The sequence below is a fragment of the Hadarchaeum sp. (SeqCode) genome (genome assembly GCF_049969415.1).
GTDB lineage: Archaea > Hadarchaeota > Hadarchaeia > Hadarchaeales > Hadarchaeaceae > Hadarchaeum.
The window spans coordinates 17,147-40,000 of record NZ_JBMFOX010000003.1; the positions used below are offsets into that span (position 1 = coordinate 17,147).

30 protein-coding genes and 1 tRNA gene are annotated in these 22,854 nt (G+C 56.9%); 19 read left to right on the forward strand and 12 right to left on the reverse strand.

Annotation, left to right across the window (positions count from 1 at the left end; translation table 11 throughout):
* Window positions 1-3: 3 nt before the first annotated feature.
* From twy1 to sepS, 3 genes are all read left to right on the forward strand, one after another.
* Window positions 4-921, forward strand: coding sequence for a 4-demethylwyosine synthase TYW1 (gene twy1, locus ACP5PX_RS01430; protein WP_428083254.1), 918 nt, complete (start codon window positions 4-6; stop codon window positions 919-921).
* 62 nt (window positions 922-983) lie between these two features.
* Window positions 984-1,586: a hypothetical protein gene (locus ACP5PX_RS01435; RefSeq protein WP_428083256.1), complete on the forward strand. Its 603-nt coding sequence runs from the start codon at window positions 984-986 to the stop codon at window positions 1,584-1,586.
* Window positions 1,583-3,172 carry an O-phosphoserine--tRNA ligase gene (gene sepS, locus ACP5PX_RS01440; protein ID WP_428083258.1) on the forward strand — a complete coding sequence of 530 codons (1,590 nt, stop codon included), beginning with the start codon at window positions 1,583-1,585 and terminating at the stop codon, window positions 3,170-3,172. The genes ACP5PX_RS01435 and sepS overlap by 4 nt, the downstream gene beginning before the upstream one ends.
* Here sepS and ACP5PX_RS01445 read toward each other — a convergent pair.
* From ACP5PX_RS01445 to ACP5PX_RS01455, 3 genes are read right to left on the reverse strand one after another with little or no spacing between them, the layout of a single operon-like run.
* Complete coding sequence (locus ACP5PX_RS01445) at window positions 3,162-4,001, reverse strand: sugar phosphate isomerase/epimerase family protein (RefSeq protein WP_428083260.1); 840 nt, start codon at window positions 3,999-4,001, stop codon at window positions 3,162-3,164. The two genes, sepS and ACP5PX_RS01445, sit on opposite strands and share 11 nt — an antisense overlap.
* Before the next feature lie 9 nt (window positions 4,002-4,010).
* Window positions 4,011-4,430, reverse strand: a complete 420-nt coding sequence (locus ACP5PX_RS01450; RefSeq protein WP_428083263.1) for a PPC domain-containing DNA-binding protein — start codon at window positions 4,428-4,430, stop codon at window positions 4,011-4,013.
* Between the two features lie 28 nt (window positions 4,431-4,458).
* Window positions 4,459-5,121 (reverse strand): endonuclease V, encoded by a 663-nt coding sequence (locus tag ACP5PX_RS01455; protein WP_428083264.1) that lies wholly within the window; start codon window positions 5,119-5,121, stop codon window positions 4,459-4,461.
* 141 nt (window positions 5,122-5,262) lie between these two features.
* Here ACP5PX_RS01455 and ACP5PX_RS01460 point away from each other — a divergent pair, with 141 nt between their 5' ends.
* The gene (locus ACP5PX_RS01460) at window positions 5,263-5,433 is read left to right on the forward strand and encodes a hypothetical protein (RefSeq protein WP_428083266.1); all 171 of its coding nucleotides are present in this window, start codon (window positions 5,263-5,265) and stop codon (window positions 5,431-5,433) included.
* Window positions 5,434-5,447: 14 nt separating this feature from the next.
* Complete coding sequence (locus ACP5PX_RS01465; protein WP_428083268.1) at window positions 5,448-6,527, forward strand: hypothetical protein; 1,080 nt, start codon at window positions 5,448-5,450, stop codon at window positions 6,525-6,527.
* Window positions 6,528-6,616: 89 nt separating this feature from the next.
* On the opposite strand, the gene ACP5PX_RS01470 is transcribed toward ACP5PX_RS01465, so the two are convergent.
* Window positions 6,617-6,766 (reverse strand): hypothetical protein, encoded by a 150-nt coding sequence (locus ACP5PX_RS01470; RefSeq protein WP_428083270.1) that lies wholly within the window; start codon window positions 6,764-6,766, stop codon window positions 6,617-6,619.
* A 121-nt stretch (window positions 6,767-6,887) separates the two neighbouring features.
* Here ACP5PX_RS01470 and ACP5PX_RS01475 point away from each other — a divergent pair, with 121 nt between their 5' ends.
* The 3 genes from ACP5PX_RS01475 to ACP5PX_RS01485 all read left to right on the forward strand — a co-directional run bounded on the left by ACP5PX_RS01475 (window position 6,888) and on the right by ACP5PX_RS01485 (window position 9,305).
* A complete protein-coding gene (locus ACP5PX_RS01475) occupies window positions 6,888-7,820 on the forward strand; it encodes a DUF835 domain-containing protein (RefSeq protein WP_428083272.1) in 933 nt (310 codons plus the stop codon).
* A 55-nt stretch (window positions 7,821-7,875) separates the two neighbouring features.
* Window positions 7,876-8,037: a hypothetical protein gene (locus ACP5PX_RS01480; RefSeq protein WP_428083274.1), complete on the forward strand. Its 162-nt coding sequence runs from the start codon at window positions 7,876-7,878 to the stop codon at window positions 8,035-8,037.
* Between the two features lie 209 nt (window positions 8,038-8,246).
* Window positions 8,247-9,305, forward strand: a complete 1,059-nt coding sequence (locus tag ACP5PX_RS01485) for an L-threonylcarbamoyladenylate synthase (RefSeq protein ID WP_428083276.1) — start codon at window positions 8,247-8,249, stop codon at window positions 9,303-9,305.
* Between the two features lie 83 nt (window positions 9,306-9,388).
* Here the strand turns inward: ACP5PX_RS01485 and ACP5PX_RS01490 are convergent.
* The 4 genes from ACP5PX_RS01490 to ACP5PX_RS01505 form a co-directional block, all read right to left on the reverse strand.
* Window positions 9,389-9,500, reverse strand: a tRNA-Lys gene (locus tag ACP5PX_RS01490).
* Window positions 9,501-9,648: 148 nt separating this feature from the next.
* Window positions 9,649-10,851, reverse strand: coding sequence for an NAD-dependent dihydropyrimidine dehydrogenase subunit PreA (preA, locus tag ACP5PX_RS01495; RefSeq protein WP_428083278.1), 1,203 nt, complete (start codon window positions 10,849-10,851; stop codon window positions 9,649-9,651).
* A gap of 9 nt (window positions 10,852-10,860) precedes the next feature.
* Window positions 10,861-11,559, reverse strand: coding sequence for a nitroreductase family protein (locus ACP5PX_RS01500; RefSeq protein WP_428083280.1), 699 nt, complete (start codon window positions 11,557-11,559; stop codon window positions 10,861-10,863).
* On the reverse strand, window positions 11,514-12,797 hold the full coding sequence (locus ACP5PX_RS01505) for a dihydroorotase (RefSeq protein ID WP_428083282.1): 1,284 nt from the start codon (window positions 12,795-12,797) through the stop codon (window positions 11,514-11,516). The genes ACP5PX_RS01500 and ACP5PX_RS01505 overlap by 46 nt, the downstream gene beginning before the upstream one ends.
* 163 nt (window positions 12,798-12,960) lie before the next feature.
* Here ACP5PX_RS01505 and ACP5PX_RS01510 point away from each other — a divergent pair, with 163 nt between their 5' ends.
* The 11 genes from ACP5PX_RS01510 (at window position 12,961) to ACP5PX_RS01560 (ending at window position 18,484) form a co-directional block, all read left to right on the forward strand.
* Complete coding sequence (locus tag ACP5PX_RS01510; RefSeq protein WP_428083283.1) at window positions 12,961-13,497, forward strand: hypothetical protein; 537 nt, start codon at window positions 12,961-12,963, stop codon at window positions 13,495-13,497.
* Between the two features lie 9 nt (window positions 13,498-13,506).
* Window positions 13,507-13,737 (forward strand): hypothetical protein, encoded by a 231-nt coding sequence (locus tag ACP5PX_RS01515; RefSeq protein ID WP_428083285.1) that lies wholly within the window; start codon window positions 13,507-13,509, stop codon window positions 13,735-13,737.
* 96 nt (window positions 13,738-13,833) lie between these two features.
* Window positions 13,834-14,625, forward strand: a complete 792-nt coding sequence (dph5, locus tag ACP5PX_RS01520) for a diphthine synthase (RefSeq protein WP_428083287.1) — start codon at window positions 13,834-13,836, stop codon at window positions 14,623-14,625.
* Window positions 14,604-15,296: an NAD(P)H-hydrate epimerase gene (locus tag ACP5PX_RS01525; protein WP_428083289.1), complete on the forward strand. Its 693-nt coding sequence runs from the start codon at window positions 14,604-14,606 to the stop codon at window positions 15,294-15,296. Before dph5 ends, ACP5PX_RS01525 begins: the two co-directional genes overlap by 22 nt.
* Entirely contained in the window at window positions 15,280-15,525 is a 246-nt protein-coding gene (locus tag ACP5PX_RS01530) for a DUF357 domain-containing protein (protein WP_428083291.1), read from the forward strand. The genes ACP5PX_RS01525 and ACP5PX_RS01530 overlap by 17 nt, the downstream gene beginning before the upstream one ends.
* 75 nt (window positions 15,526-15,600) lie before the next feature.
* On the forward strand, window positions 15,601-16,371 hold the full coding sequence (locus tag ACP5PX_RS01535; protein WP_428083292.1) for a sulfite exporter TauE/SafE family protein: 771 nt from the start codon (window positions 15,601-15,603) through the stop codon (window positions 16,369-16,371).
* A 54-nt stretch (window positions 16,372-16,425) separates the two neighbouring features.
* Window positions 16,426-17,202 (forward strand): CRISPR-associated endoribonuclease Cas6, encoded by a 777-nt coding sequence (cas6, locus tag ACP5PX_RS01540; RefSeq protein ID WP_428083294.1) that lies wholly within the window; start codon window positions 16,426-16,428, stop codon window positions 17,200-17,202.
* Window positions 17,203-17,269: 67 nt separating this feature from the next.
* On the forward strand, window positions 17,270-17,677 hold the full coding sequence (gene mntA / locus ACP5PX_RS01545) for a type VII toxin-antitoxin system MntA family adenylyltransferase antitoxin (RefSeq protein ID WP_428083296.1): 408 nt from the start codon (window positions 17,270-17,272) through the stop codon (window positions 17,675-17,677).
* A complete protein-coding gene (gene hepT / locus ACP5PX_RS01550; RefSeq protein WP_428083298.1) occupies window positions 17,652-18,107 on the forward strand; it encodes a type VII toxin-antitoxin system HepT family RNase toxin in 456 nt (151 codons plus the stop codon). The genes mntA and hepT overlap by 26 nt, the downstream gene beginning before the upstream one ends.
* Window positions 18,108-18,131: 24 nt before the next feature.
* Window positions 18,132-18,326 (forward strand): hypothetical protein, encoded by a 195-nt coding sequence (locus ACP5PX_RS01555; RefSeq protein WP_428083300.1) that lies wholly within the window; start codon window positions 18,132-18,134, stop codon window positions 18,324-18,326.
* A complete protein-coding gene (locus ACP5PX_RS01560) occupies window positions 18,323-18,484 on the forward strand; it encodes a hypothetical protein (protein ID WP_428083302.1) in 162 nt (53 codons plus the stop codon). Before ACP5PX_RS01555 ends, ACP5PX_RS01560 begins: the two co-directional genes overlap by 4 nt.
* 717 nt (window positions 18,485-19,201) lie before the next feature.
* On the opposite strand, the gene ACP5PX_RS01565 is transcribed toward ACP5PX_RS01560, so the two are convergent.
* The 4 genes from ACP5PX_RS01565 to ribH all read right to left on the reverse strand — a co-directional run bounded on the left by ACP5PX_RS01565 (window position 19,202) and on the right by ribH (window position 22,854).
* Window positions 19,202-20,554 (reverse strand): aspartate aminotransferase family protein, encoded by a 1,353-nt coding sequence (locus ACP5PX_RS01565; RefSeq protein WP_428083304.1) that lies wholly within the window; start codon window positions 20,552-20,554, stop codon window positions 19,202-19,204.
* A 61-nt stretch (window positions 20,555-20,615) separates the two neighbouring features.
* A complete protein-coding gene (locus ACP5PX_RS01570) occupies window positions 20,616-21,782 on the reverse strand; it encodes an NAD(P)-dependent malic enzyme (protein WP_428083306.1) in 1,167 nt (388 codons plus the stop codon).
* On the reverse strand, window positions 21,779-22,438 hold the full coding sequence (arfB, locus tag ACP5PX_RS01575; RefSeq protein WP_428083308.1) for a 2-amino-5-formylamino-6-ribosylaminopyrimidin-4(3H)-one 5'-monophosphate deformylase: 660 nt from the start codon (window positions 22,436-22,438) through the stop codon (window positions 21,779-21,781). The genes ACP5PX_RS01570 and arfB overlap by 4 nt, the downstream gene beginning before the upstream one ends.
* A 2-nt stretch (window positions 22,439-22,440) precedes the next feature.
* Window positions 22,441-22,854, reverse strand: coding sequence for a 6,7-dimethyl-8-ribityllumazine synthase (gene ribH, locus ACP5PX_RS01580; RefSeq protein ID WP_428083310.1), 414 nt, complete (start codon window positions 22,852-22,854; stop codon window positions 22,441-22,443).

The following is a 22,854-nucleotide window of genomic DNA, read 5'->3' on the forward strand; positions in this document are numbered from 1 at the left end:
TCGATGTTCATTCCGAGGGATGTGGTTTTGGAGCTGGAGAAGGCGGGCTATCGATTTGTGGGCCGGCACCGCCATGCAGCGGTGAAAGTCTGCCACTGGACGAGAAAAAGCCTGCTGAATCGGGGCAGCTGCTACAAGCAGAAGTTCTACGGAATCCAAAGCCACCGCTGCCTGCAGTTGGCGCCCGGCCTGCCCCTCTGCGATCATAGGTGCATCTTCTGCTGGCGCAACATCGAGATAACCAACCCGCGCTGGGAAGGTGAAACTGACGATCCGGCCGAGATTCTGGAGGAGGCCATTGCTGCCCAGCGGCTGCTCCTCAGCGGATTCGGAGGAAATCCTGAGGTTGATAAAAAAAAGTTCCGGGAGGCGCTGGCACCAAATCACTGTGCTATTTCCCTAGCTGGGGAGCCCACGCTGTATCCTAAGATCAACGGATTGATTGAGGAGTGTCGGAGGCGCGGGATGACCAGTTTTCTGGTGAGCAATGGGCAGCATCCCGAGGTGCTGGAACGCTTGGTGGAGCCGACCCAGCTCTACATCTCCCTGGTGGCGCCAGACCCGGAGAGCTATCAGCGGATCTGCCGCCCCGTGCGGAGCGATGGCTGGGAAAGGCTCAGGCGGAGCTTGGAAATCTTGGCCTCGTTCAGCTGTCGCAAGGTAATCCGGCTGACGCTGGTCAAGGGCCTGAATTTCAGGGATCCTCAGGCCTACGCGAGGATGGTTGAAGACACTGAAGCCGATTTCATTGAGGTCAAGGCCTACATGTGTGTGGGCTATTCCCGGAGCCGGCTCGGTCTGGAGAACATGCCGCTCCATTCGGAAATAGTTGATTTTGCACGGGCGGTTGCAGAGGCCACCGGTTACCGGGTTTCTGACGAGGCGGAGCTCAGCCGCGTGGTCCTCCTCAGCAGACGCTAGTGGGAGACGCAGCCACAAGCCTTGAATAGTTTGACCTTTTAGTTAGTGAAGGAGGCGCAAACTTGTTGGAACGGATGAGGGCCTATTTTGACAGCCAGGCGGAGCTGAGGGAGCAAGCGCTGGAGGCCTCGCGGCAGACGATCCGGGCCGCCGCCAAGGCGATTGCGGCCATCCATCGTGGGGAGCAAACGGCGGCGGACAAGTTCCTTGCCGAGGCGCGGGAGGGGCTGAATTCATTGGCGAAGCTGACCGCGGATGCCCCGGAGCTGGCGGAGTCGGGAATCGTGCTTTCAGCCCAGCAGGAGTATGGCGAGGCGGAGATAGTTAGGGCGGCGATCTTGGGAGGGAAGCTGCTGGAGGTCGACGAGATCGGCATCCCCTACAAGCCCTATCTGGCGGCGCTGGCGGACGCGGCTGGTGAGCTGCGGCGCCACATCCTAGATTTAATCCGGGCTAACGAAATCGAGCGCGCTGAGGCCATGCTGAAGCTGATGGAGACCATTTTTGAGTTCCTGATGGAGTTCGATTACGCGGACGCGGTGCTTCCCGGGATGAAGAGGCGGCAGGACATGTTGCGGCAGGTGCTGGAGAGGACCAGAGGGGACCTGACCTTGGCCCTGAGACAGCAGCGGCTCGAGCGGGCGCTGGAGAAGCGGGGCGGTTGAGCTTGAAGTTCGATCTCAGGGAAATCAGGTCAAAGGCCGAGAGTGATTATGAGCGGACTTGGCTGGAGAGCGGGGAGCTGCTCGAGAAAAAGGGCAGGTTTTTCGCCCTGCAGCAAAAGGCTAAGCCCCATCCGCTGCAGGAGCTGATCATCGAGGTTAGGCGGGTTTTTCTAGAACTGGGATTCACTGAGGTGGTTTTACCCATTATTGTGGACAAGCGGGAGGTGCAGGCCCAGTATGGTCCCGAGGCCGCCGTCATCCTCGACCGGGTCTTTTTCCTAGCCGGGCTGGAGCGGCCCGATATCGGCATCGGTCGGAAGAAGCTGCAGGAGATAAAAAAGATTGTCCCGGATTTTGATGATCTGAAAAAGCTTCAGGGGATATTCCGGCGCTACAAAAAAGGAGAGATAGAGGCCGACAGCCTAGTTGAGGTCATGGCCCAGGAGCTGGGGATCAGGGAAGAACAGGCCACGGCTGTTCTCTCACTTTTTCCTGAGTTCAAGAAGCTCAGGCCGGTCCCGATGGATCTCACCCTGAGATCGCACACCACGGCGGCCTGGTTTGGCGCCCTCCGGGAGCTTCAGCACCGGGAGCCGCTGCCGCTGCAGCTTTTCTCCATCGGCCCCAAGTTCCGGAGGGAGCAGAGGCTGGACGAAAGCCATCTTTACGAATCCTGGACCGCTTCGATGGTCATCATGGCGGAGAGAATGAGCCTGGAGGACGGGGAGGAGATCACTAAGCAGGTTTTTTCCAGGCTGGGGTTCGACGAGGTCAAGCTGGTCCGGAAGAAGACCACATCGAAGTACTACGCTCCTCAGACGGAATCAGAGGTCTTCGTCAGGCATCCCAAGACCGGAGAATATCTCGAGGTCGGCGATGCCGGGTTCTACAGCCCGGTGGCGCTGAGCAACTACGACATCGCCTACCCAGTCTTCAACCTGGGCATCGGTCTGGAGCGGTTGCTGATGATCCGGACAGGTGAGACGGATATCCGTCGGCTGGTCTTTCCCTATCTCTATGGCACGGTAAAGTTCTCCGATGAGGAGCTGGCGGCGGCGATAAAGCTGCAGCGGGAGCCCAGCACCGAGGCCGGCAAAAGGATTGCTGAGGCCATCGTGAGGACGGCCCGGGAACACGCCGACGAGCCGAGCCCCTGCGAGTTCAAGGCCTACGAGGGTGAGTTGGCGGGCAGGCGGGTGGTCGTGAAAGTTGTGGAGCCGGAGAACAGCACCAAGCTCATCGGCCCGGCTGGTTTCAACGAGATTTACGTCTACGACGGCAATGTTGTCGGCGTGCCTCCGAAGGGGTGGGAGGACAACAGCTTCCTGAACGCCGTTCGGAGCCGGGGCAGGGCGACTGGAATTTCGTACTTGGCTGCATTCGCGGCTCTGGCGGCCGCGGAGATAGAACAGGCAGCCCAGCGAGGTGAGAAGGAGGTAAAAATCCGCGTTCGGGCGGCCAAGTCCCTAGCTGACGTTAACCTCAGGCTGGACGAGGCGGCGCAGCGCTACATAACCTCGAACAACAAAAAAATCGATGTCAGGGGTCCGGTTTTCACCACGGTGGTGGCGGAGTTCAAAACCTGAAAAGATCCTTGGTCCTCTTGAGCCCGGTTTCGCCGATTTCTGTAGGGTCCCTGCCGGCGAGGTGGTGCAGCTCGACGGTGATCCAGCCATCGTAGCCGATTTTTCTCAAGGCGTTGACGATGGGCCTGAAGTTTATCGAGCCCTCTCCGGGCGGCAGGTGGTCGTCGTGCCGGCCCCGGTTATCGTGAAAGTGGACGTTGACGATGTGGTCTCCGACCAGCTTTATTTCCTCAGCGATTCTTCTCTCCGGGGAGCTGATGTTCTGCCAGATCTTGTTCAGGAAGGCGTGCCCCACATCGAAGGTTATCCCCAAGCCGTCGAGCTCTTTGACCAGCGGTAGCATTTCTTGGGGAGAGGAGTAGGGAAATTCCGCCGCCATGGGGAAGTTTTCCAGGGCCAGTTTCACGCCCCGGCTGCGGGCATATTCCAGCGATTCTTGAGTAAATCTCAGGAAACGCTCTCGTGCCGGAGAAAGAAAATTTTTCACCCGTGGGAAGGGGCATCTTCCCGGATGGACCACCACAATTTCACCACCTAGGGCGCTGCAGACGTCGATGCTTTTCCTCATGTACTTCAGCGCCAGCCTTCTGATCGTGCTGTGCCAGCTGAGCGGGTTGAGGTCCCAGATCGGCCCGTGGATGGAGGCGCCTAGGCCGTAGGAGTCAATCAGCTTTTTGAGACTAGGCAGCACCCTCAGGCTGGTGTTCGGGGGAAAGTTGGGCAAGTCGAAGATTAGCTCCACATGATCGGCGCCGAGTTCGCCGATGTTAGTGATCACCTCTTCTACCGTGGACTCGGGGAAGAGCAGTCCGGAGAGACCGAATTTCATGGCACCACCTTAGGGCTCAAGCACGTAAGGATTGAGCACGCCTTGATTTAACAGGCTGTGGTCCATTTTTCTTTCTAGGTTAAAGCCCAGCGTCTGAATTAAAATTTCGCAGAAGACGGTGACTACCCCCTCCACGAGATGTCCGGTCATGACAGTCTTTTCGTTTCCTCCGGCGATGTGTAGGTGGACTTTGACTTTTCCCTCGGCACGGCTTATGTTGCCGTTGCCGATGATTTCGAGGTGTTCGTTAAATTCACCCTGGCAACCACGTCGGAAGATGAGAGTGCCGCTCTTAAGCGCTCCCACGGCCGACAGGATGACGCCGCCGGTTACCCCTTCATGGGAGCAGATCCTCTCTAGCGATTCGATAATTTTTTCATCCTCGTCCAGACGGGCCACGATGAAGTTCTGAAGTCTGCGGTATTTCAAGCGACCACCTAATTTAGTGATACTCCCTCTATTTAGTCTGCATCGCCCGGGTGGCGATGACGTGGGCGAGCCTCAGCGGCTCGGGCAAGCGATGCTCTCGGGTCGTTTCCAAAGTGATTTTAATCGCCGTCGGGAGCGAGATTTTGTGCCCAACGCTGACGTACACGGGCCGGCCTCTGTCTCTGGTCCTGACCACCGCACCGATGGTTTCTCCGTCTTCCTTCAGCAGGGAAAAGCTGCCCCGCATTTTTCCCGGTTCCTCGGCCCCACCGCAGAGCTTGGATTTGGCCACCCCTAGCGTCGGCCGGTCGAGGATTACCCCGAGATGGCTGGCGAGCCCCGCCCGTCTCGGGTGAGCGACACCTTGGGCCCCGACCATGTACACGTCCGCCTCAATTCCATGCAGGACCTTAAGCATTCCCTCCAGCTCCCGGAAGGCGAGGAAGGTGGGCAGGTAAGGAAATTTCAGCTTGAGCTTGATAGCCCTCTGATCAAGAACCTCCAAAGCAGGATAACTCAGGACCACCGCGGCCGCAAAGGCCCGGTCGCTTTGGGCAAAGGAGATGTCGCATCCGGCAATCTTCTCCAACTTGCTGAAGCCATCGCTCTGGACGACCCTTTCGGCGACCCGCTCCTGCACCTTGGCCAGTTCCTTCAGGTCTAGCTTCGGCGGGGTCAGGAGTGGCAGCATCTCATCGGATTAGCTTATCTCTCCCGCGGTTAAAAACTCCCTGGCCTCCGTAGGGCCACTCAACCTGCCGAAGGGCCGTGGCAAAGCCTCTTATTTGGGTTGAAGTTAATTCTAAGATGTAAACCGGTTCGGGTGGATTAAATGGTGAAGGGTCCCAAGTGCAAGCTCTGTGGCAAGGCGATTCAGATCATGAGCTACGATTCAGCGTACGTCAAGCTGGTCAAGCCGGGCGAGGCGAAGGCCACCTTTGTCTGCTGGAGCTGCGCGGAGAAAAAACTTGGCGAGAAGCTGAATGAGATCACCGGGGCTTAGCTTCTGGTGAGACCTTGTCGCGGGCGACCCCCGAGGATCACGTACTGATGTCGTTGGCGATAAAGAGGGTAGGCAGATTTGTTGAGCTTTCCCATATCCAAGAGAAGATAAGCCGCGATGCCGGCAGGAAGTTTTCCGAGGAGGAGACGAGACAGCTCCTGGACTCCTTGGTGAAGAATGGCCTAGTGGTGGAGAAGGCGGGCGAGTATTCCCTGTCCGACCGCGGCCGGGAATATTTTGAGAAGAGGTGGCGCCAGATCAGGTCGGAGCTGAACCAGGATTATCTCAAGGTCTACCGGGCCAAACGTTATTATCCCCAAGTGGTCGATGTTCTGCTTGAGTTCTGCCGCGACCGCTGGGTCTCGGTTTTCAGGCTCTTCACCGGCAGGGCTTGGCTGCAGCGGAAGCTGGGGCCCAAATACATCACGATCAAGAGCCGAGAGGATATCGAGAGGTGGTTGGATATCCACGGTATCGACTTCATTCCCTACCTGCACCGGGTGGGCAGCGACCGTCCCGACTGGCTGGTCATTGACTTTGATGCGGGAAAGGGGGTTCCTCTGGAGGAGACCAAAAAGGTGGTCCGGACGGCGCATGAGGTGTTGGTGGGTTATGGGGTCGAACCGGCGCTGAAGTTCTCGGGATCGCGCGGTTTCCAGATCTGGGCGCGGTTCAAGCCCCACGAGTTGCCGCCAGACTACCGGCCCAAGCCGCTCAGGACCGAGAGGAGGGAGCGCAACCTCTTTAGCTTCTATGCGGACATCGTCAGATTTGTGGAGTCGCGGGTTGCCGAGAAGCTGCCCGGGCTGACGACTTCAGAGACGGCGAAAAAGGAGGAACGGGCCAACAAGGTCCTGCTCGATGCCTCGATTATCAAACCCATGGGTGATGTCCGGGCTCCTTACAGCATGCACTACAAGACCGGACTGATTTCCATGCCGCTGTCAATTGGGGAGTTGACGAAGTTTGTTCCCGACCGGGCTGACCCCGAGCTGGTGGCCGAACGCTATCGGGAGAGGGGCAACGAGTTCCAGCCGAGGGAGTGTGACGGAGAGGAACTCTTCAAAGACACCGTGGAATGGTGTCGCGCCTGAATTGACTCCCCAAGAACGGAAACCTGCTTTCTGAAAAGGAATATACGTTATTGAAGTTAGGGGATAGTTAGGGCGGTGAGGATGAACTTTTATGCGTTGCCCACTTTAGTCGGCATTATTCTGACCTTGGTTCTGGCCGCCTTTACGCTCCGGGCCCCTAGGAAAAGGATCAACCTGGTTTTCCTGCTGATGCTCGTCTGCGCTTTTTTCTGGATGCTGAGCGAATTCATGAGGCGCATTTACTTCAGTTTACCTTCCCCTGATTTTTGGAGCTAGGTGGAAACGGTCGGGGTAATTTTTATCGCCCCTTTCTCTCTCCGTTTTGTCGCTCTGATCCAAGCTTCCACCAACCCCCGCCTGTTGAACGATAACCGTTTCTGGTGGCTGCTCTTCGGCGTTGGCTGCGCCTTTGTTGTTCTTCTGGTCACCGGCAATCTGATCGGTGCAACGGTGCTTTATTACTGGGGCTATGATTACAACCTGAAGCCGGCCTACGCACTTCTTTACGTCTACGTAGTGGTGATTCTGGTCGTCTCGGCAATCCGTCTCTTCAGGCTCTTTCGACAGATGCAAACCGGATTCTTTCGCAAGTACTTGAGGAACACGCTGGTGGGCTGCTTGCTGGCGCTGGGATTTTTGTTGGCTGGAGACTTCGCCCTGGTCCTCCTTGATGTCGAGTTCCCATCGACGGCCGCTTTCGGTTTAATCGCAGTGGAGGTCTCGCTGGGAAGCGCCATAGTCCACCGCGCCTTCATGCCTTTGCCGCCACTGTCGCGGTTTCTGCTGCCGCTTCCCGAGGCCAGCCTCTCCACCCCACGCAGGCACCGGCTGGCTAAAGGGCGAAGCTATCTGGTTTTGAGTGCCCGGCCGCAGTGGCGGGAGATATTTTTAGATCAGATTATTCACGGTGTTCCAGGGTTCTGGATTACCTCGCGAAGCCCAAAGGAGGTGGAAAGGCACGGTCTGCTCCGAACCCCAGTAATTTTTATTTCTTCGCACCGGATTCTCGGGGAGATCGTCATACCTCCAAAGGAGCTGAATCGATTGAAGGAGTTCGTGGAAAGTCGGCTGAGCTTTGTCCGGGGCAGGTCAGTGGTTCTCTTGGATTGCTTCTACGAGTTGATGGTGGAAAATGGCTTTAGACGCACGCTTGATTTCGTGCACGAGCTGGCTGAGATCTGTTCTGGACACGCTTCCAACCTCATTGTACCGTTGAACCCGCGAAGGTTCACGGGGCGTCAGCTCAAGCTGATCGAGGAGGTGCTCGGTGCCATTAGATTGGTCGGAGATTGAGGTAGCCATGGACTTTTTATCTCTAGCGGCTGAGACATCCCTTGAGTGAGCCGGCATGGCTGAGGAGAAGAAAAAGAGCAGGGCCGAAGAGACCGCCGAGAAGACAGGTGAAGTCTTGGGCAAAGGAGTGAAGAAGGGCTGGGGCATCGTTAAGGGTGTCGGAAAGGGCCTGGCTAAGGGCGTCAAAGGCAAAGAGGAAAAGAAGGAAGAGGAGTAAACAGGTGCTGCTCGGGCTGGATCGGCGTGTTATCCCAGCGGTTAAATTATAGGTTTGCCTTCAAACTTTAACGATGGTCTTTATCTTTAAACCAATATGCGGGCAGGGAAATCAGACCGAAGGATTAACGACTTCGGTCAGCAGGGCGCCTGTCCCATTAGGCATACAAATCCTGAGCGCTCTATATCCATGGATGTGGCGGTGATGGTGTGGTTGCCACCTTGGTGCTGGAAATAAATCCCGAGTCCCCGGACCTAGAGAAGATCAGGTTTGCGGCCCGCGTTATCAGGGAGGGAGGTCTGGTCGCTTTTCCCACCGAGACAGTATATGGGCTTGGGGCCAACGCGCTGGATGAGGCGGCCGTGCAGAGAATTTTTCAAGTGAAGAACCGGCCCATGGATAATCCGCTCATCGTTCATATTGCCGACAGGGACGACGTGCACTTGCTGGCGGAGACGGTACCTGCTCAGGCGGAGAGGCTCATCGAGACCTTCTGGCCCGGGCCGTTGACGTTGCTCTTGCCGAAATCAGAGCTTGTGCCCGCCGTCACCACCGCTGGACTGGCCACCGTCGCGGTGAGGATGCCTAGCCATCCCATCGCCCAGTCCCTGATCCGGGAGGCGGATGTTCCGGTGGCCGCCCCGAGCGCCAACCTCGCGGGCAGGCCGAGCCCGACTTCCGCCAGGCACGTTTGGGAAGACCTTTCCGGCAAGATAGAGATTCTGATCGATGGCGGTGAGGTGGGTTACGGTGTCGAGTCCACGGTTCTCGATGTGACCTCCGATCCGCCGGTACTGCTGAGGCCGGGCCCGATCACGGTCACCGAGCTGAGACGGGTGCTGGGCAGAGTTGAGGTTCATCCTATCGCGCGAGCGGAAATGCCCGTTGAGGCCGCCATCGCGAAGGCGCCGGGCATGAAGTACCGGCATTATGCTCCCAGAGCGGAGCTGGTGTTGGTCGAGGGCCCGCCCCAGGCAGTGGTCGCTAAGATCAGGGAACTTGCGGCCGGTTATGATGGTGAGGGAAAAAGGGTCGGCATCATGGCGGTGGCGGAGACCGCCGCGGAATACGGATTAGCCTTGGTGAAGGTGGTCGGGGAGCGCCGGAACCCCCGAACCATTGCCAAGGGGCTGTTCAGAACCCTCCGGGAGTTCGACGCGGAGAATGTAAACGTCATCCTCGCCGAGGGTGTTGAACCCACGGGCATCGGCCTTGCGATCATGAACAGGCTCCGAAAGGCGGCGGCAAACATCGTCAGGGCCGGATAAGTCTTGGCCGACCGGAGAAACGGAATGACCCTTGGGCACGGAAAAGTGATTCTTTGGATGCAGATTTTGACAAATTATGTTTATGGCGGGCCCGGTGGGATTCGAACCCACGACCGATCGGTTAGCTCCCAATCGACCGTTAAGAGCCGATTGCTTTTGGCCGGAAACCCGACTGCCAGACTGAGCCACGGGCCCGCTTTCAATATCCGCTTCTAAATTTAAAAAATGGTTGAGCAATTAAAGGTTTCTCCTTTTTCACGCTAACTATATACAAAAACTATTGAAAATCTTCTTGGTCTTACAATCAAGCTGAACGGATTCAAAATCGTAGCCCGTTTTTTAATTAATCCCAAGGCTTTAAAATCAGAGCTCTTTTGGGGCAAACTTGTGCGCAGAGTCCGCAGGCATCACATTTTTCTTGGTTGATTTTAGGTAGCCCATCTTCTATCGTGATGGCCGCAGAACCACCGTCCATACAGGCGATTTGACACAGCCCGCACTTGGTACATCGAGAGGCGTTTAACACCGGTGTTGTCCAATAAGAGTAATCCAGATTTTCTTGGCTCTTGATTTTGGGCAAGACGTAACCCACCAATTCCTTTACCGAACCAAACCCCTTGCTGTAGAGATAGGTCGAAACGCCGTCTTTGAGGTTACTTATAATTCTATATCCTCCGATCATTACGGCGGTGCAGAGTTGGACAGTTGATGCTCCTACCATGAAAAATTCAACCGCGTCTTCCCATTTAGATATTCCACCGATTCCAGAGATGGGTAACTTAGTTGCTTTTGCTATCTGCGCCACGCAGCGGAGGGAAATGGGTTTGATTGCCGGGCCGGAGATTCCTCCTAATGCGGATATCCCTTTTACGGAGGGCAAGGGTTCCATTCTTTCGAGGTCTATTCCTATAAGACCCTTGATGGTGTTTATGGCGGAGATGGCGTCGGCTCCTCCATCTTCGGCCGCCTTTGCCGTTAAGGTTATGTCCGTCACGTTAGGGGTGAGTTTTACCATTATTGGTACGGTTGCGACCTCTTTGGCCAAACTCGTGGCTTCCCGCGTTAAATTTGGATCTTGCCCCAAGGTTGCGCCTACGGTCCATACTTCATCAGTCAACGGGCAGGATAAATTAAGTTCAATCATATCGGCTCCGGCCTCCTGCAGGTCTTTAATCATCCGTTGCCAGCACTCCGGTTCCGCGCCGCCCATTAGATTTGGTATCAAGATTTTCTCCGGATATTTTTTCTTGATTTCCGTGATTTTAGGCAGCCATTCCTTTAAGGGGTAAATCACCGATTCTATATTTTCAATCGCGATTACCTTTCCACCGTAATGTAGGCTGGCTATTCTGGGATGGGGATCTGGCCGCGGTTTTGAACCCAAAACCTTTGTGACTACACCGGCCCATCCGGCTTCAAAGGCTCTCTCTATCTTGTTGACATTTGCTGTTGGTGGCCCTGAGGAGAGGAGAAACGGGTTTTCAAATCTGAGCCCGCAGAACTCCATCGACAGATCAACTTTTTTACTATCAGTCGGATTCAACAATTTTACCCCCTATGTTATTCTCGAATAAATATCTGGGACTTTTCTTGTCCTCAGTAGATTCTCAATCTCCTTTCCGCTTCGGATCTTTGAGGCATCGAACCTATCGAGGTGCGTGAATTCATCTACCGGCCGCCTGAAACGCGGTGAGACGCGCTTCGCAGGGAAACCGAGCTGGAGGACTTCAATTATCTTGATGCATGGTAAGACACCTAAGAGTCGGCTGAGCCGCTTCCTGGTCAAGTGAAAATTTACGGTTCCCCAGCTGAGCCCTAGCCCGAGGGCCCTTGCTGCCAAGATCATGTTCTGAATGGCCGCCCCCATGCTGACATCTAAGATTTCTTCTCTGTAGCTGGTCTTTGGATAAGCCCTTGTGAATCGTTTGTCGGCGCAGACCACGATCAAAACGGGAGGTTCAGTGAACCTCCTTCGTAAAACCTCACTGCTGTAGAAGGGAAATTTCCTGTCCAATTTTTTGGCCCTTTCGTAAGTCTCGGCGAAAATTTGGGCTATTTTCTCCTTTACTTCTGAATCCTTCACCACGATGAAGTCCCATGGCTGTGTATTGGCACCTGATGGGGCCCACCTAGCGGCCTCAAGTATTTTTTCTATAAGTTTGTCAGGAACAGATTTGGGCTTAAAGTGTCGGACGGTGCCCTGCCCGCTCATGAGCTTGAGCAGTGTTTCGAACTCAGATTTTCCAGCTGACACCTTTGTCCCCCCTTTCTATAATCCCGTCGAATATACTTACCCCATCCGGGTTTGCTCACGATTTCACCGTCCTCCATCACGATTTTTCCACGCACCAAGGTTAACCACGGCACGCCCACAATCTCCCAACCAGCAAAGGGTGTGTAACCAGCTTTAGTATGCAAATTCTCTATCTTTATTCTGGTCCTTTTCCTTAAATCAATGATTGTTAAATCGGCATCCGCCCCTACTCTTATTGACCCCTTCCGCGGGTAAAGGCCTAATCTCCGAGCCGGGTTCTCGGAAGTGACTTTCACAAAGGTTTCCATTGAAATTAAATTTTTTCTTACACCGTAGGTCAGCAAGAGTGGTATTCTTGTTTCGACCCCGGCCACACCCGACCCCGCTTTCCAGATATCTTTCCATCCCGCTTCAACTTCGGAGAGCGGCATTGGCCAGTGATCACTCGAGACCATATCTATTCCTCCGTTTTTCAATCCCTTCCAAAGGGCCACTCTGTTTTCCTCGCTTCTTATGGGAGGATTGCATTTCAAATATGGGCCGAGTTTCTTCATGTCTTCTTTCCGGAAAAGAAGGTGATGGGGAAGGGCCTCGGTGCTTACATCCTGCCCGTGGGCCCTTGCACGCACCACCAGATCAAGGCCGAGCTTCGTGCTCAAGTGGAAAATATGGAGGCGAACGCCCGCCTCACGTGCAAAAAGTAATGCCTTTGAGATCGCCTCTGCCTCTGCTATCTCTGGCCTAGCTTCACAGTGTGCGAGGGGATCCTTTCTTCTCTTAAGTTTTTTCATAAAGTGGGAGACGATTTCCCAGTTTTCCGCATGAACCCCGGCGATGCAGCCCGTTTTTCCGATGATTTTAAAAGCATCGAGCAGGGTGCCGTCTTCAACCCTCTCGAGTTCAGGTATGGATTCAGCCATGTAAATTTCACCGAATGCCATCACGCCTTCAGCAGCGAGCTTCGGCAGCTGGTCCAAGTTTTTTGACGTGACCGCACCGTTAATTCCGAAGTCCACGATCGCTTTCCCTTCCGCAGCCTTGATAATCTCCCTTAGATTTTTTGGGCTGGTTGATGGTGGGTTGGTGTTGCCATGGTCGACCACCAAAGTGGTGCCACCCGCGGCCGCGGATTCTGTTCCCGTTTTCCAGTCCTCCCTGTAAGTGTAACCCGGATCTTGAAAGTGCACATGAAAATCTATCCCGCCAGGAAGGACAATTTTTCCATTGCAATTTATCACCCTGTCGGCGGGCGGCCGAATTTATTTCTCACAGGGAAACCTCAACAGAGCTATCGGGTACAATTCCGTTCCGACGTCCAGAAATCAGGTGCTCGATTTCATCATTTGAAGCCCGGATTTCTCCACCAACACGCCAACCGCAAATTTCTTCATCCAGAACGGGGTGCCGGCCTCAAACGGAAAGAATCTCTTCGTTACCTCTGACTTTGATCGAAAGCTCTACGTCTGGAAAAGCCTTCCCGACCAAAGCGGCGCCTTTCCGGACATAGTGTATTCTCTGCAGGATGGGCCTTCACCGCGCTGTGGGAGAACACCCTCGCGCTCGCGGGGCAGAAAACTGTATATTTGGAGGAAACTCCCGCTGGAGGGGGACCTGCCGGACACGATCATCCAGGGTAGGATGGGGAGCATCGCCTTTCAAGATCTGAAGGGAGTAGCTTTGGACGACCGCTATTTCTACCTGGCGGACTATGGCGCGGAAAAGGTTTACGTATGGGAGGGGTTGCCGGACGAGAACCTGAATCCCTCACCCAAGTTCACTCTGAATGAAGACCCTCGGCGACTTTATTCTGAAGGCGAGTACCTCTCAGTCGACACAATCTACGACCATTCCGTCAAGATTTACCGGGTGGCAGAGATTTCAAACAACGCTGCTCCCGTTGCCTCTGTCGGCGGTCCAGGGCGGATGAACGGGCCCTAGGGCGCAGCAGTGAGACAGGGACATCTGTTCCTTGCGGATACGGGCTTCCACCGTGTTCTGGTCTGGGAGGACGTTGAGGAGGCGATATCAGGAAAATGGCCGCCGGATGTCATCTTGGGGAAGGGAGGCATCGTGATCGTCAGCCCAGAATCGGTCGTGACAGCCTCTTCAATCCGGCCGGAATTTGCTTTGACGGTGATTATCTCTGGGTCGGGGAGTTCAAGTTCTCAAACAGGATAGTGAGGTTCAGCCCTTTGTAGATCAAGTTGCTCCGGATTCAGCCGTTTATCAAAAATGAAAAAAGGCAGCCACCCTAAGAGAGTTCTGTGGTGGAAGATGTTGACTTTTATCGGGCTCGGGCTTGGGGCCGATGGGATTTCGCTGCAGGGGCTCAGGGCGGCCCAGGAGGCCGACGTCGTTTATGCTGAGCTGTACACCAGCCTGCTGCCCGGCCTGGTCCTAGCCCAGCTGGAGAAAAGGATCGGAAAGCGGGTCCGTGTGGTCAGCCGCAGAGATGTAGAGGAGGACCCCGGAGAAATTCTGGATCATGCCCGGTGGAAAAAGGTAGCTTTCTTGGTCCCCGGAGACCCGATGATCGCGACCACGCACGTCGACCTGCGCCTCCGCGCCGCCAAGGCCGGAATCGGGACCAAGATCGTGCACGCGGCCTCGATAGCCTCCGCGGCCGCCGGGTTGCTCGGCCTGCAGAGCTACAAGTTCGGGCCTTCGGCAACGGTTCCCTTTCCCGACAATCCTTCAACCCGACCCTACGAGGTCCTGGCAGAAAACCTGAAGCACGGCTGGCACACGATGCTGTTCCTTGATCTCCGGGACAAGGAGAGGGCCATGACCGCCCCGGAGGCGATCCGGTTGCTGTTAGGGCTGGAGGAGCGGCTAAGGGGAGGCTTTTTCACCCCCGATCTCCTCTTGGCCGTGGTGGCCCGGGCGGGGGCCGACGATTGTTTGGTCCGTGCCGATCAGGTGGAGAGGCTGCAACGCGAGGATTTCGGCCCGCCGCCCCACCTGCTGGTGGCTCCCGGCCGGCTGCATTTTGTTGAGGCCGAGGCGTTGCAGGTGTTTGCGGGAGCGCCGAAGGAGGTGCTGGTATGGCATATGACACGGCGATAACTCCCGAGGAGATGAGGGCCATCGAGGCTCGTGCTGAACGACTGGGGGTCACCCGGCTGCAGCTGATGGAAAACGCGGGCAAGGGGGTGGCCGATTTCATCGCCCGGATGGATCCAGCGGGGATGAAGGTGGTGGTCGTGGCGGGCACGGGGAACAACGGCGGCGATGGCTTCGTCGTCGCCAGGCACATGGCCGCCTACGAGTCGTTGGTCAAGGTCTTCCTCCTGGGCCGGGATGAGGAGGTTAAGACCGCCGAGGCCGCGCACAACCTGAGGATACTGAGACAGATGAGGGGGAGCGTGGAGCTGGTTACCCTTGCCGGCGCCGATTTCATGGAAAGGCTCGGGAAGGCGCTCGCCGAGGCCGACGTCATCGTCGACGCCATCTTCGGCACCGGGATCAAGGGACAGCTCCGGGAGCCCCACGCCTCGGTGATTGACATGATTAACCGCAGCCGGGCCTACCGGCTCGCGGTCGATGTTCCCTCAGGGCTGGACCCTCTCACCGGTGAGGTCTGCGGCCGGGCGGTGCGGGCCAACGCCACCCTCACCTTCCACCGGCCGAAGAAGGGGCTGCTGCTCCGCGGGGACCTCGTCGGGGAGCTGCTGGTGGTGAACATTGGGATACCTCCCGAGGCCGATGTGGGTGGTGGGGATGAAGCTGGAAGATGAGCTCCGGGCGGAGATCGAGAAGTGGACGCGGCGGCTGGATGAGTCCCTCGCCGGCGTTCAGCCCTCGGGGGAGCATGGCGCTAGGATGCTGGAGAACATCCGGGCCTACCGCGCTGACTCGGGACATTTCTATCAACGTGGGGACCTGATCCGGAGCTTCGAATGCCTGGTCTGGGCTTGGGCGATTCTGGAGGTCGGGAAGGAGCTGGGACACCTAACGGGGCCGTAACTCTGGAAATCCTGGCCGCGGCCGGCGATATCTTAAAAGCCAAGAAATTGATTTTGGTCCAAAGAGGTGTGCCTAATGCTGGAGCTGATCCTGTTTTCTTCCGGTCTGCTGATCGCCACCCTGTTCTCCATGATCGGGCTGGCGGGCGGCTCCTTCATCGTCCCCATGATGGTTCTCGCCTTTGGCCTGCCCACGCAGCAGGCGGTCGGTGTCAGCCTCTTTGCCGTGATGTTCACCACCATCTCCGCGACGCTGGCCTACGCGGTCCAACGAAAGATCCATTTCAAGGTCGGGCTGCTGCTCGACACCTTGGATGTTCCCGGCGCCTTCCTCGGGGCCTATCTCACCACGCTGGTCGCCTCGAACTGGCTGGCCGGGATGTTCGGTGGGCTGCTGATCTTCCTCGCCGCCCGGATGTTTCAGAGGAGGAATTCGGTTAGGGAGATTGAAACCACGGAATCACTGCGGCTGAGCCGGCGCGTGGTCGCCGCCACCGTTCTGGGCAGCCTCGCCAGCGGAATCGTCTCGGGAATGTTCGGGGTCGGCGGCGGCGTCATCGATGAGCTGGTCATGATCCTGATGCTGGGCATGAGCATCCGGCTTTCCGCGGGCACGGCGATGTTCGGCATGGCCATCACCACGGTGGCCGCGCTTGTTCCCCACTGGCTGCTGGGCAACGTCCTGCTGGAGTATGCGGTGCCGCTGACGATCGGTTGCGTCATCGGCGGTCAGATCGGGCCCTACCTCTCCAAGCGGACTTCAGCGGCCATACTGAGGAGGATCCTGGCGGCGGTCTTCGTCGTCATCGGGGTCAGGATGCTGCTGGTGTCGTTTCTGGGCGGTTGAACCTAGTTTTCGGCGTGAACATTTTTAATCTGAAAAACGAGTTTATTCGGTTGCATGCGGCTGCTGCTCCGGCTGAAGTCGGTTAAGGATCAGTTCTATGACCTGAGGTACCACCACAAGCTCCAGGGGTTCATCTACAGCCTGCTTGATGGGTCGCCCTACGTCAGGCTGCATGATAAAAGGGGATACAAGTTCTTCTGCTTCTCGAACATCTTTCCTGAAAGGGGCGAGAAAAATGATCCAGCCCAGGACATGTCGGCAGGCGAGGTCAGGCAGCTTTTGATCTCTTCGCCGGAGGTTGGGCTGATCGGGTTTTTGAATGACAGATTGGTTAAGATTGTGGATGAAAGAGCTGAGGTCAACATCGGGGACATGTCCTTTAGGGTCGAGTCGGTTAACGCCCTTGAGCCTAGACTGGGCAGGTCATGCAGGCTGGTCACCGGGACGCCGATCGTGCTCCGCATACCAAAGGAGAGGTTTGAGAGCTACGGCATCGTTCCGCCTAGGGATTACGATTACGTTTACTGGAGAAAGGAATGGCCCTTTGAACCCTTCGTAAAGCAGCTGGAGGAAAACCTGTTTAAGAAATATCGCGAGTTTTACGGCGGGGCGGCCGAGGAGTTCCCCATCTTTGAGCAGTTCGTGTTCAAGAAGACGGTCTGCAATCACGTCGTAATGGGGGGGAAGGAGGTCAAGATGCTCGGTTCCATCTGGGAGTTCCACTTCAGCTATTTGGAGGGCAAAAAGCGGGAGTTGATTCAGTTTGGTCTGGATGCCGGGTTCGGAGAGCTGAACTCAATGGGGTTCGGGTTTATGAACGTGGTGAGGTGAAAAGGGTTGGTTCGGGTCAGATGGTGAAAGCTTATTTTTACAGCGACAGAATGTTGGGCGGGAGAAGATGGGTGAAAAAGAGGAGATAATCAAGAAAATCGTGGAGACTCTGTGGGGTTTTAAAGAGGTTGAGCTGGCTTACGTGTTCGGCTCCTTTTACGCCGGGAGAGAGTTTGAGGACATAGACATCGCGATATTGTTATCGAAGCCACCCTCGGCGTACGAGTCCGAGAGGTTTGCCATGAAGGTCGCGGGGGCGCTTGAAACTGCGCTGGGGCACAAATTTGAGTTCGACGTGAAGGTTCTCAATTTCTCCCCGATCTACTTCCAGCATGAGGTCATCAGGGACGGCAAACTGCTCTTTTGCAGGGATGAAACCAAACGGGTCGAGTATGAGGCCGGGGTTCTGTCCGAGTACCTGGACTATCGGGAGGTCCTGGACTGGTTTGATGAAAAATTGCTCGCGAGGGCTTGAGATGTTCGACAAAAGGGGGATAATTGATCACATAAGGGAACTCGAGCAGGCGATGGAGGACTGGCGGAGGTACCGGAGCATCCCGCTCGAGGAGTTGCGGCGGGATAGGGACAAGCGGAACATGGTCCTGCACGCCCTGCTGGTCGGCATCCAGGCAACGATCGACATAGCGAACCACCTGATAGCCGAGCGTAGCCTGAAAAGGCCATCGACCTACCGGGAGAGCTTTCAGATACTCTCGGAGACGGGCTTGATCCCATCCGGGCTCTCCGATGGGCTGTCGGAACTGGCCGGTTTCAGAAATGTGCTGGTCCACCTCTACTGGGGGCTCGATATCGAAAAGGTTTACGGGGTATTGGTGTCCGGGCTGAAGGTCGTGGAGGAGTTTGGAAAACTTGTGAAAAAAATGATATCCTCAGGGGGTCCTTAGAGGTGTTGGCCTTTACTTGCTGGGTTGAGGGCCAGAGGGCGGACGCTGAAAACGCGCAACTACCCTATCGTTCCGGACAGAAAGTCGATGATCGGGCTGGACCTCAAGGGGATTTACGACGAGATGGGCAGGCGCACCTTCGGTAGATGGATGTCGTTCAAGGGGATGAATATCCACATGGTCTCAGCTGAGGCGGCGTTCCACACATCGCTGAAGTGATTGCAGTTAAGATGAATATCCACATGGTCTCAGCTGAGGGCACCATCGCCAGCAAGGTGGTGTTCGGCAGCGAGCAGGACCTAAAGGACGCCGAGGTGAAAGATTGTAGGGGGCATCACCAGATTGGAACCTTCCCCCTTTTCATACGCGCTTTTTAGGGGTCCGCTGAAAAGTTTTGAGGACTAGCTGAATCAAGTCGTTGTTCTTGGAAAAAGGGCGGAGATGCCGGCTCCGTCCTCGGGAGGGAAGCCAGAGAAGGCAGCGAAAGCGACGTTTTGGTGGAGATCGAAAGCAATATGAGTTTGCTCGATTTCGTGGTGGCTCAAGCCGGAGATAGAAGTTTGGGAGAGAAAAATCGATTTGGTTGAATATGGCATGATTAAGCCCCTTCATAGAGTGAGGATCAAAGAGCAAGCGGCAACCTGCGAAGAGGGTTGTGAAGGTATACTCCGCAATATCTTAGAAAACATCTTAAAAAATAGAAGAATGCATCAAGGCGGTTTCCAAAATAGGGGACTCGTTTATACTTTGGTTTTAAATTGGAGAGAACTTTGAAAATAGTTAAAGATTACATTCCGGATTTGGAAGGTAAAATGAAGATGTAAGAAGTTCTCCCAAAAGGAGTCCCGTAGATACGGCTTTTACGGGAGAAAAGGAAGGCGCTCGGATAAATCCAAGGTGAGTTGGTGCAACTTTCTAATTACAATGACAAACAATGCCTCTGGAGAGCGGCCCTGTGTCAGCGGACTAATAGTCCATCTCAATTTTTACAAATTCGAAAAAATGGTAACAACCACCCCTCCGGTCAGCTGAGAGCGAGATGACGTTAAGGAGGAAAAACAGGGCGATTTTAAGATTCCTTGGCGGGGCGGCTGTCAGCGCTTGCTGAGGCTCTTTAGAACACCAACGATTTTCCCTGCCTCTTCCACCAGTCTGTCTGCGGTTCTCCTCTCCATCGGCGTGGAGATGCAGAACATCCCCCGCGGCGAGATGAAGATGCCCTCGTTGAGCAGGGAGAAGAAGAAGACCCGCGCCGCGATCTCGTCAGCGGCCATCGCGCTCCGATAATCGACGACCTCCCCCCTGGTGAAGTGGACATGGCGCAGTGAACCGGCCCCCGTCACCCGTGCAGCGACATCGGCCTCGGCAAAAATCTTCTTCAGCTCCTGGGCCAAGTATTCCCCCATCCGGTTGATCCTGTCGATGGCCGTGGCGTTCAGTAGCTTCAGCGTCGCCATGCCCGCCACCATCGCCAGCGCGTTCCCGTTGAAGGTCCCGGCGTGGTGGATGAACTCCCGCCGCTCGGGCGAGAAGAGCTCCATGACTTCCTCGCGGCCGCCGAAGGCCCCGGCGGGAAGGTCGCCCCCGATTATCTTTCCGAAGGTGGTGACGTCAGAGGTCACGCCGAAGAATTCCTGCGCCCCGCCCACGGCCAGCCGCGCCGTCATCACCTCGTCGAAGATCAGCAGGACATCGTTTGCCTCGGTGATCTCCCGCAGGAATTGCAGGTAGCCCGGCCTCGGCGGTATCTGCCCAGCGATGCCCAGCATCGGCTCGACGATGACGGCCGCCAGCTCCCTCCGGTTTTGTCTGATGATCCTCTCCGCGGCTTCAGCGTTGTTGAACGGGGCCACGAGGACCTCCCGGGCGACGCCCTTCGGTATTCCGGGACTGTCGGGCAGGCTCAGCGGGCTCTCGGCCTCTCCGGCAAGCTCCGGGCGCGGTCGGGCGCTGATCTCGACCTCCGGATAGCTGCCGTGATAGCCCCCTTCCATCTTCAGGATCTTGTCCCTGCCCGTGTAGGCTCGGGCGGCCCGGATGGCCATCATGTTGGCCTCGGTGCCCGAGTTGCAGAACCTGATCCTTTCCACAGACCTGAACCTCCGGCAGATGATTTCGGCGAGGCGGTGCTGGGATTCGATGGCGGCGGCGCAGGTCCAGCCCCTCTCCAGCTGCTCCTTGATCGCCGCGACGATCCGGGGGTGGGCGTGGCCGTGAACTGAGGAGGTATAGTTGTTGACGAAATCGAGGTACCGGTTGCCGTCGACATCGTAGATCCAGCAGCCGCGGCCCCGCGCCATGACAAAGGGATAGGGACTGAAGTAGACCACGCTGCGCGTGTTCCCCCCGGGCAGAAATTTCCTCGCCCGTGCATGGATTCTCCTAGAGGCGGGCGTCCTGCGCCGGTACTCCTGCAGGCAGGCTTTCAGCGGGTCAACCCCAGGCATAAACTCCACTAATTCATCCCAGCTATAAATCCCTGTAAGTTAATTCAAAGCCGACTGAAATTTACCCTTGTTTTTTCACCGAGGCTCGCACCACCGCCGCGACCCTCCGGGCGATTTTCTTGTCCACCGCCCGGGGCAGGATGTGGTCCACGTCCAGCTCCCCTTTCTTGACTAGCCCGGCGATCGCCCCGGCGGCCGCCACCTTCATCTCGTCGGTCACCTTTTTGGCCCGTGAGTCGAGCAGCCCCCGGAAGAAGCCCGGGAAGACGAGGAGGTTGTTGGCCTGGTTGGGGAACTGCGAGCTGCCCGTGGCGACCACGCGGGCGCCGGCCTTCCGGGCCGCGTCGGGGAGGATCTCGGGATCAGGATTGGTTAGGGCAAAGACGATCGGATCCTCGGCCATGCTTTTGATCATCTCGGCACTGAGCAGGTTGGGAACTCCCGAGACGCCGATGAAGACGTCGGCGCCCCGCAGGGCCTCGCCCAGCCCGCCCGCGATGTTGTCCGGGTTGGTGATCTGGGCCAGCGCCTCCTTGAACCGGTTCATTCCCTCCTTTCTGCCCCGGTGGATGATGCCGCGGGAATCCACGACCAGGATCTTCCTCGCCCCCACCCGATGCAGAATTCTGGCGATCTCATAGCCCGCCGACCCGGCACCGGCAATGGTGATGCTCACCTCATCGAGTCTCTTGTCCACCACCTTGAGCGCATTGAGCAGTCCGGCGAGGGCGACCACTGCGGTACCGTCGCCGTCGTCGTGGAAGACCGGGATGTCCAGCTCGTTGATCAGCCTTTCCTTGATCTCGAGCACCTTCGGCGTCTCGATGTCCTCAAGGTTGATGCCGCCGAAGCTGGGTGAGACCGCCTTTACAATGGCGATGATCTCCTCGGCGTCCTGGGTGGAGAGGCAGAGCGGCACCGCGTCCACGTCCCCGAAGGCCTTGAAGAGCGCCGCCTTTCCCTCCATCACCGGCAGGGCCGCCGCGGCACCGATGTTGCCCAAGCCCAGCACCCGGCTGCCGTCGGTGACCACGGCAATGGTGTTCCACTTGGAGGTATAGTCAAAGACGCTCTCCGGGTTTCTGGCGATTTCCCGGCTCACCTCGGCGACCCCGGGGGTGTAGGCTAGGACGAGGTCCCTCTGGTTCCTCAGCGGCACCTTGACCGCGGTCGCAATTTTGCCCCGAAACCTTCGGTGCAGGGCCAGGGCGTCATCCTTCAGGCTCATGTTTCATCCTCCTCCCGGGAAATCTCGCGAACATCATTGACGACATCTGTTATGGCACACTCTAGAAGCTTCTCACCCAAATATCTGTCGATCCTGAGCCCCATCCTCTCCACCTCTCGGGCCTGCTCCTCCGCCCAGGAGTACTTCTCCCGGGCAATTTTCATCCCGATGAAGGCAACCTCCGGATGTTTGGAGAAATCTGAGTGTTCGGCCAGCTTCGACTCATCGGCAATCCCGATGGCGGCCCCCATGCTGAGCTCTCCGGTGCCCGCGTGCGGCCCCTCGAGGTCGATGATGGTGTTGTTGAAGTGGAGCCGCATGCCCAGCTCCTCCTCGAGGAGGGGGATCCATTCCCGTAGAACTCCGTTGCCGCCGTGGCCGTTGACGATGACGACCCGGTCTATGCCCAGCTCCTGCCTGACGTAGAGCAGCGCCCGGCGGAGCTCTTCCTTGACCTGGTCCAGCGTCTGGTGCTCACCGGTGTCTATCTCCGGGAGCTCGTAGGAGGAGCTGAGCACCCCCAGAAACCTCGCCCCGGTTCGCCGCGCCGCCTCCTCAGCCACGTGGGAGGCCAGTCGGGCATCTGTGTCAGGAGGCAGGGCCGCCCCGTGCCTCTCCCGGTGCGAGCCCAACGCCAGAATACCAACTTCGCCCAACCTCACACCTTCTCCAGCCGCTTGACCATCTTGACCGCGGCCTCCACGGATCTGCGGGCGTAGTCAGTTACCCGTTCAAAGGCCTGCAGGCGCGTCATCCCCGGACCGGAGATGCCCAGCGTCACCGGCTTGCCGAATTCGACGGATAGGTCGATGATCTTCCTCGTCGCGTGCTGCATCACTATCTCGTCGTGCTCAGTTTCTCCCTCGATAACCGCCCCAAGTGTCACCACAGCATCGACGTCGTTTCTCTGGACCAGCTTCTTGACCGCCAGAGGCAGGTCGTAGACTCCGGGGACGATGACCTCGACAACGATCTGTGCTCCGAGGAACTCGGCATGCCTCCTGGCGAACTCGATCATCGGCGAGACGATGTCGAAGTTGAACTCCGTGGCCGCTAGACCCAGCTTTACCAA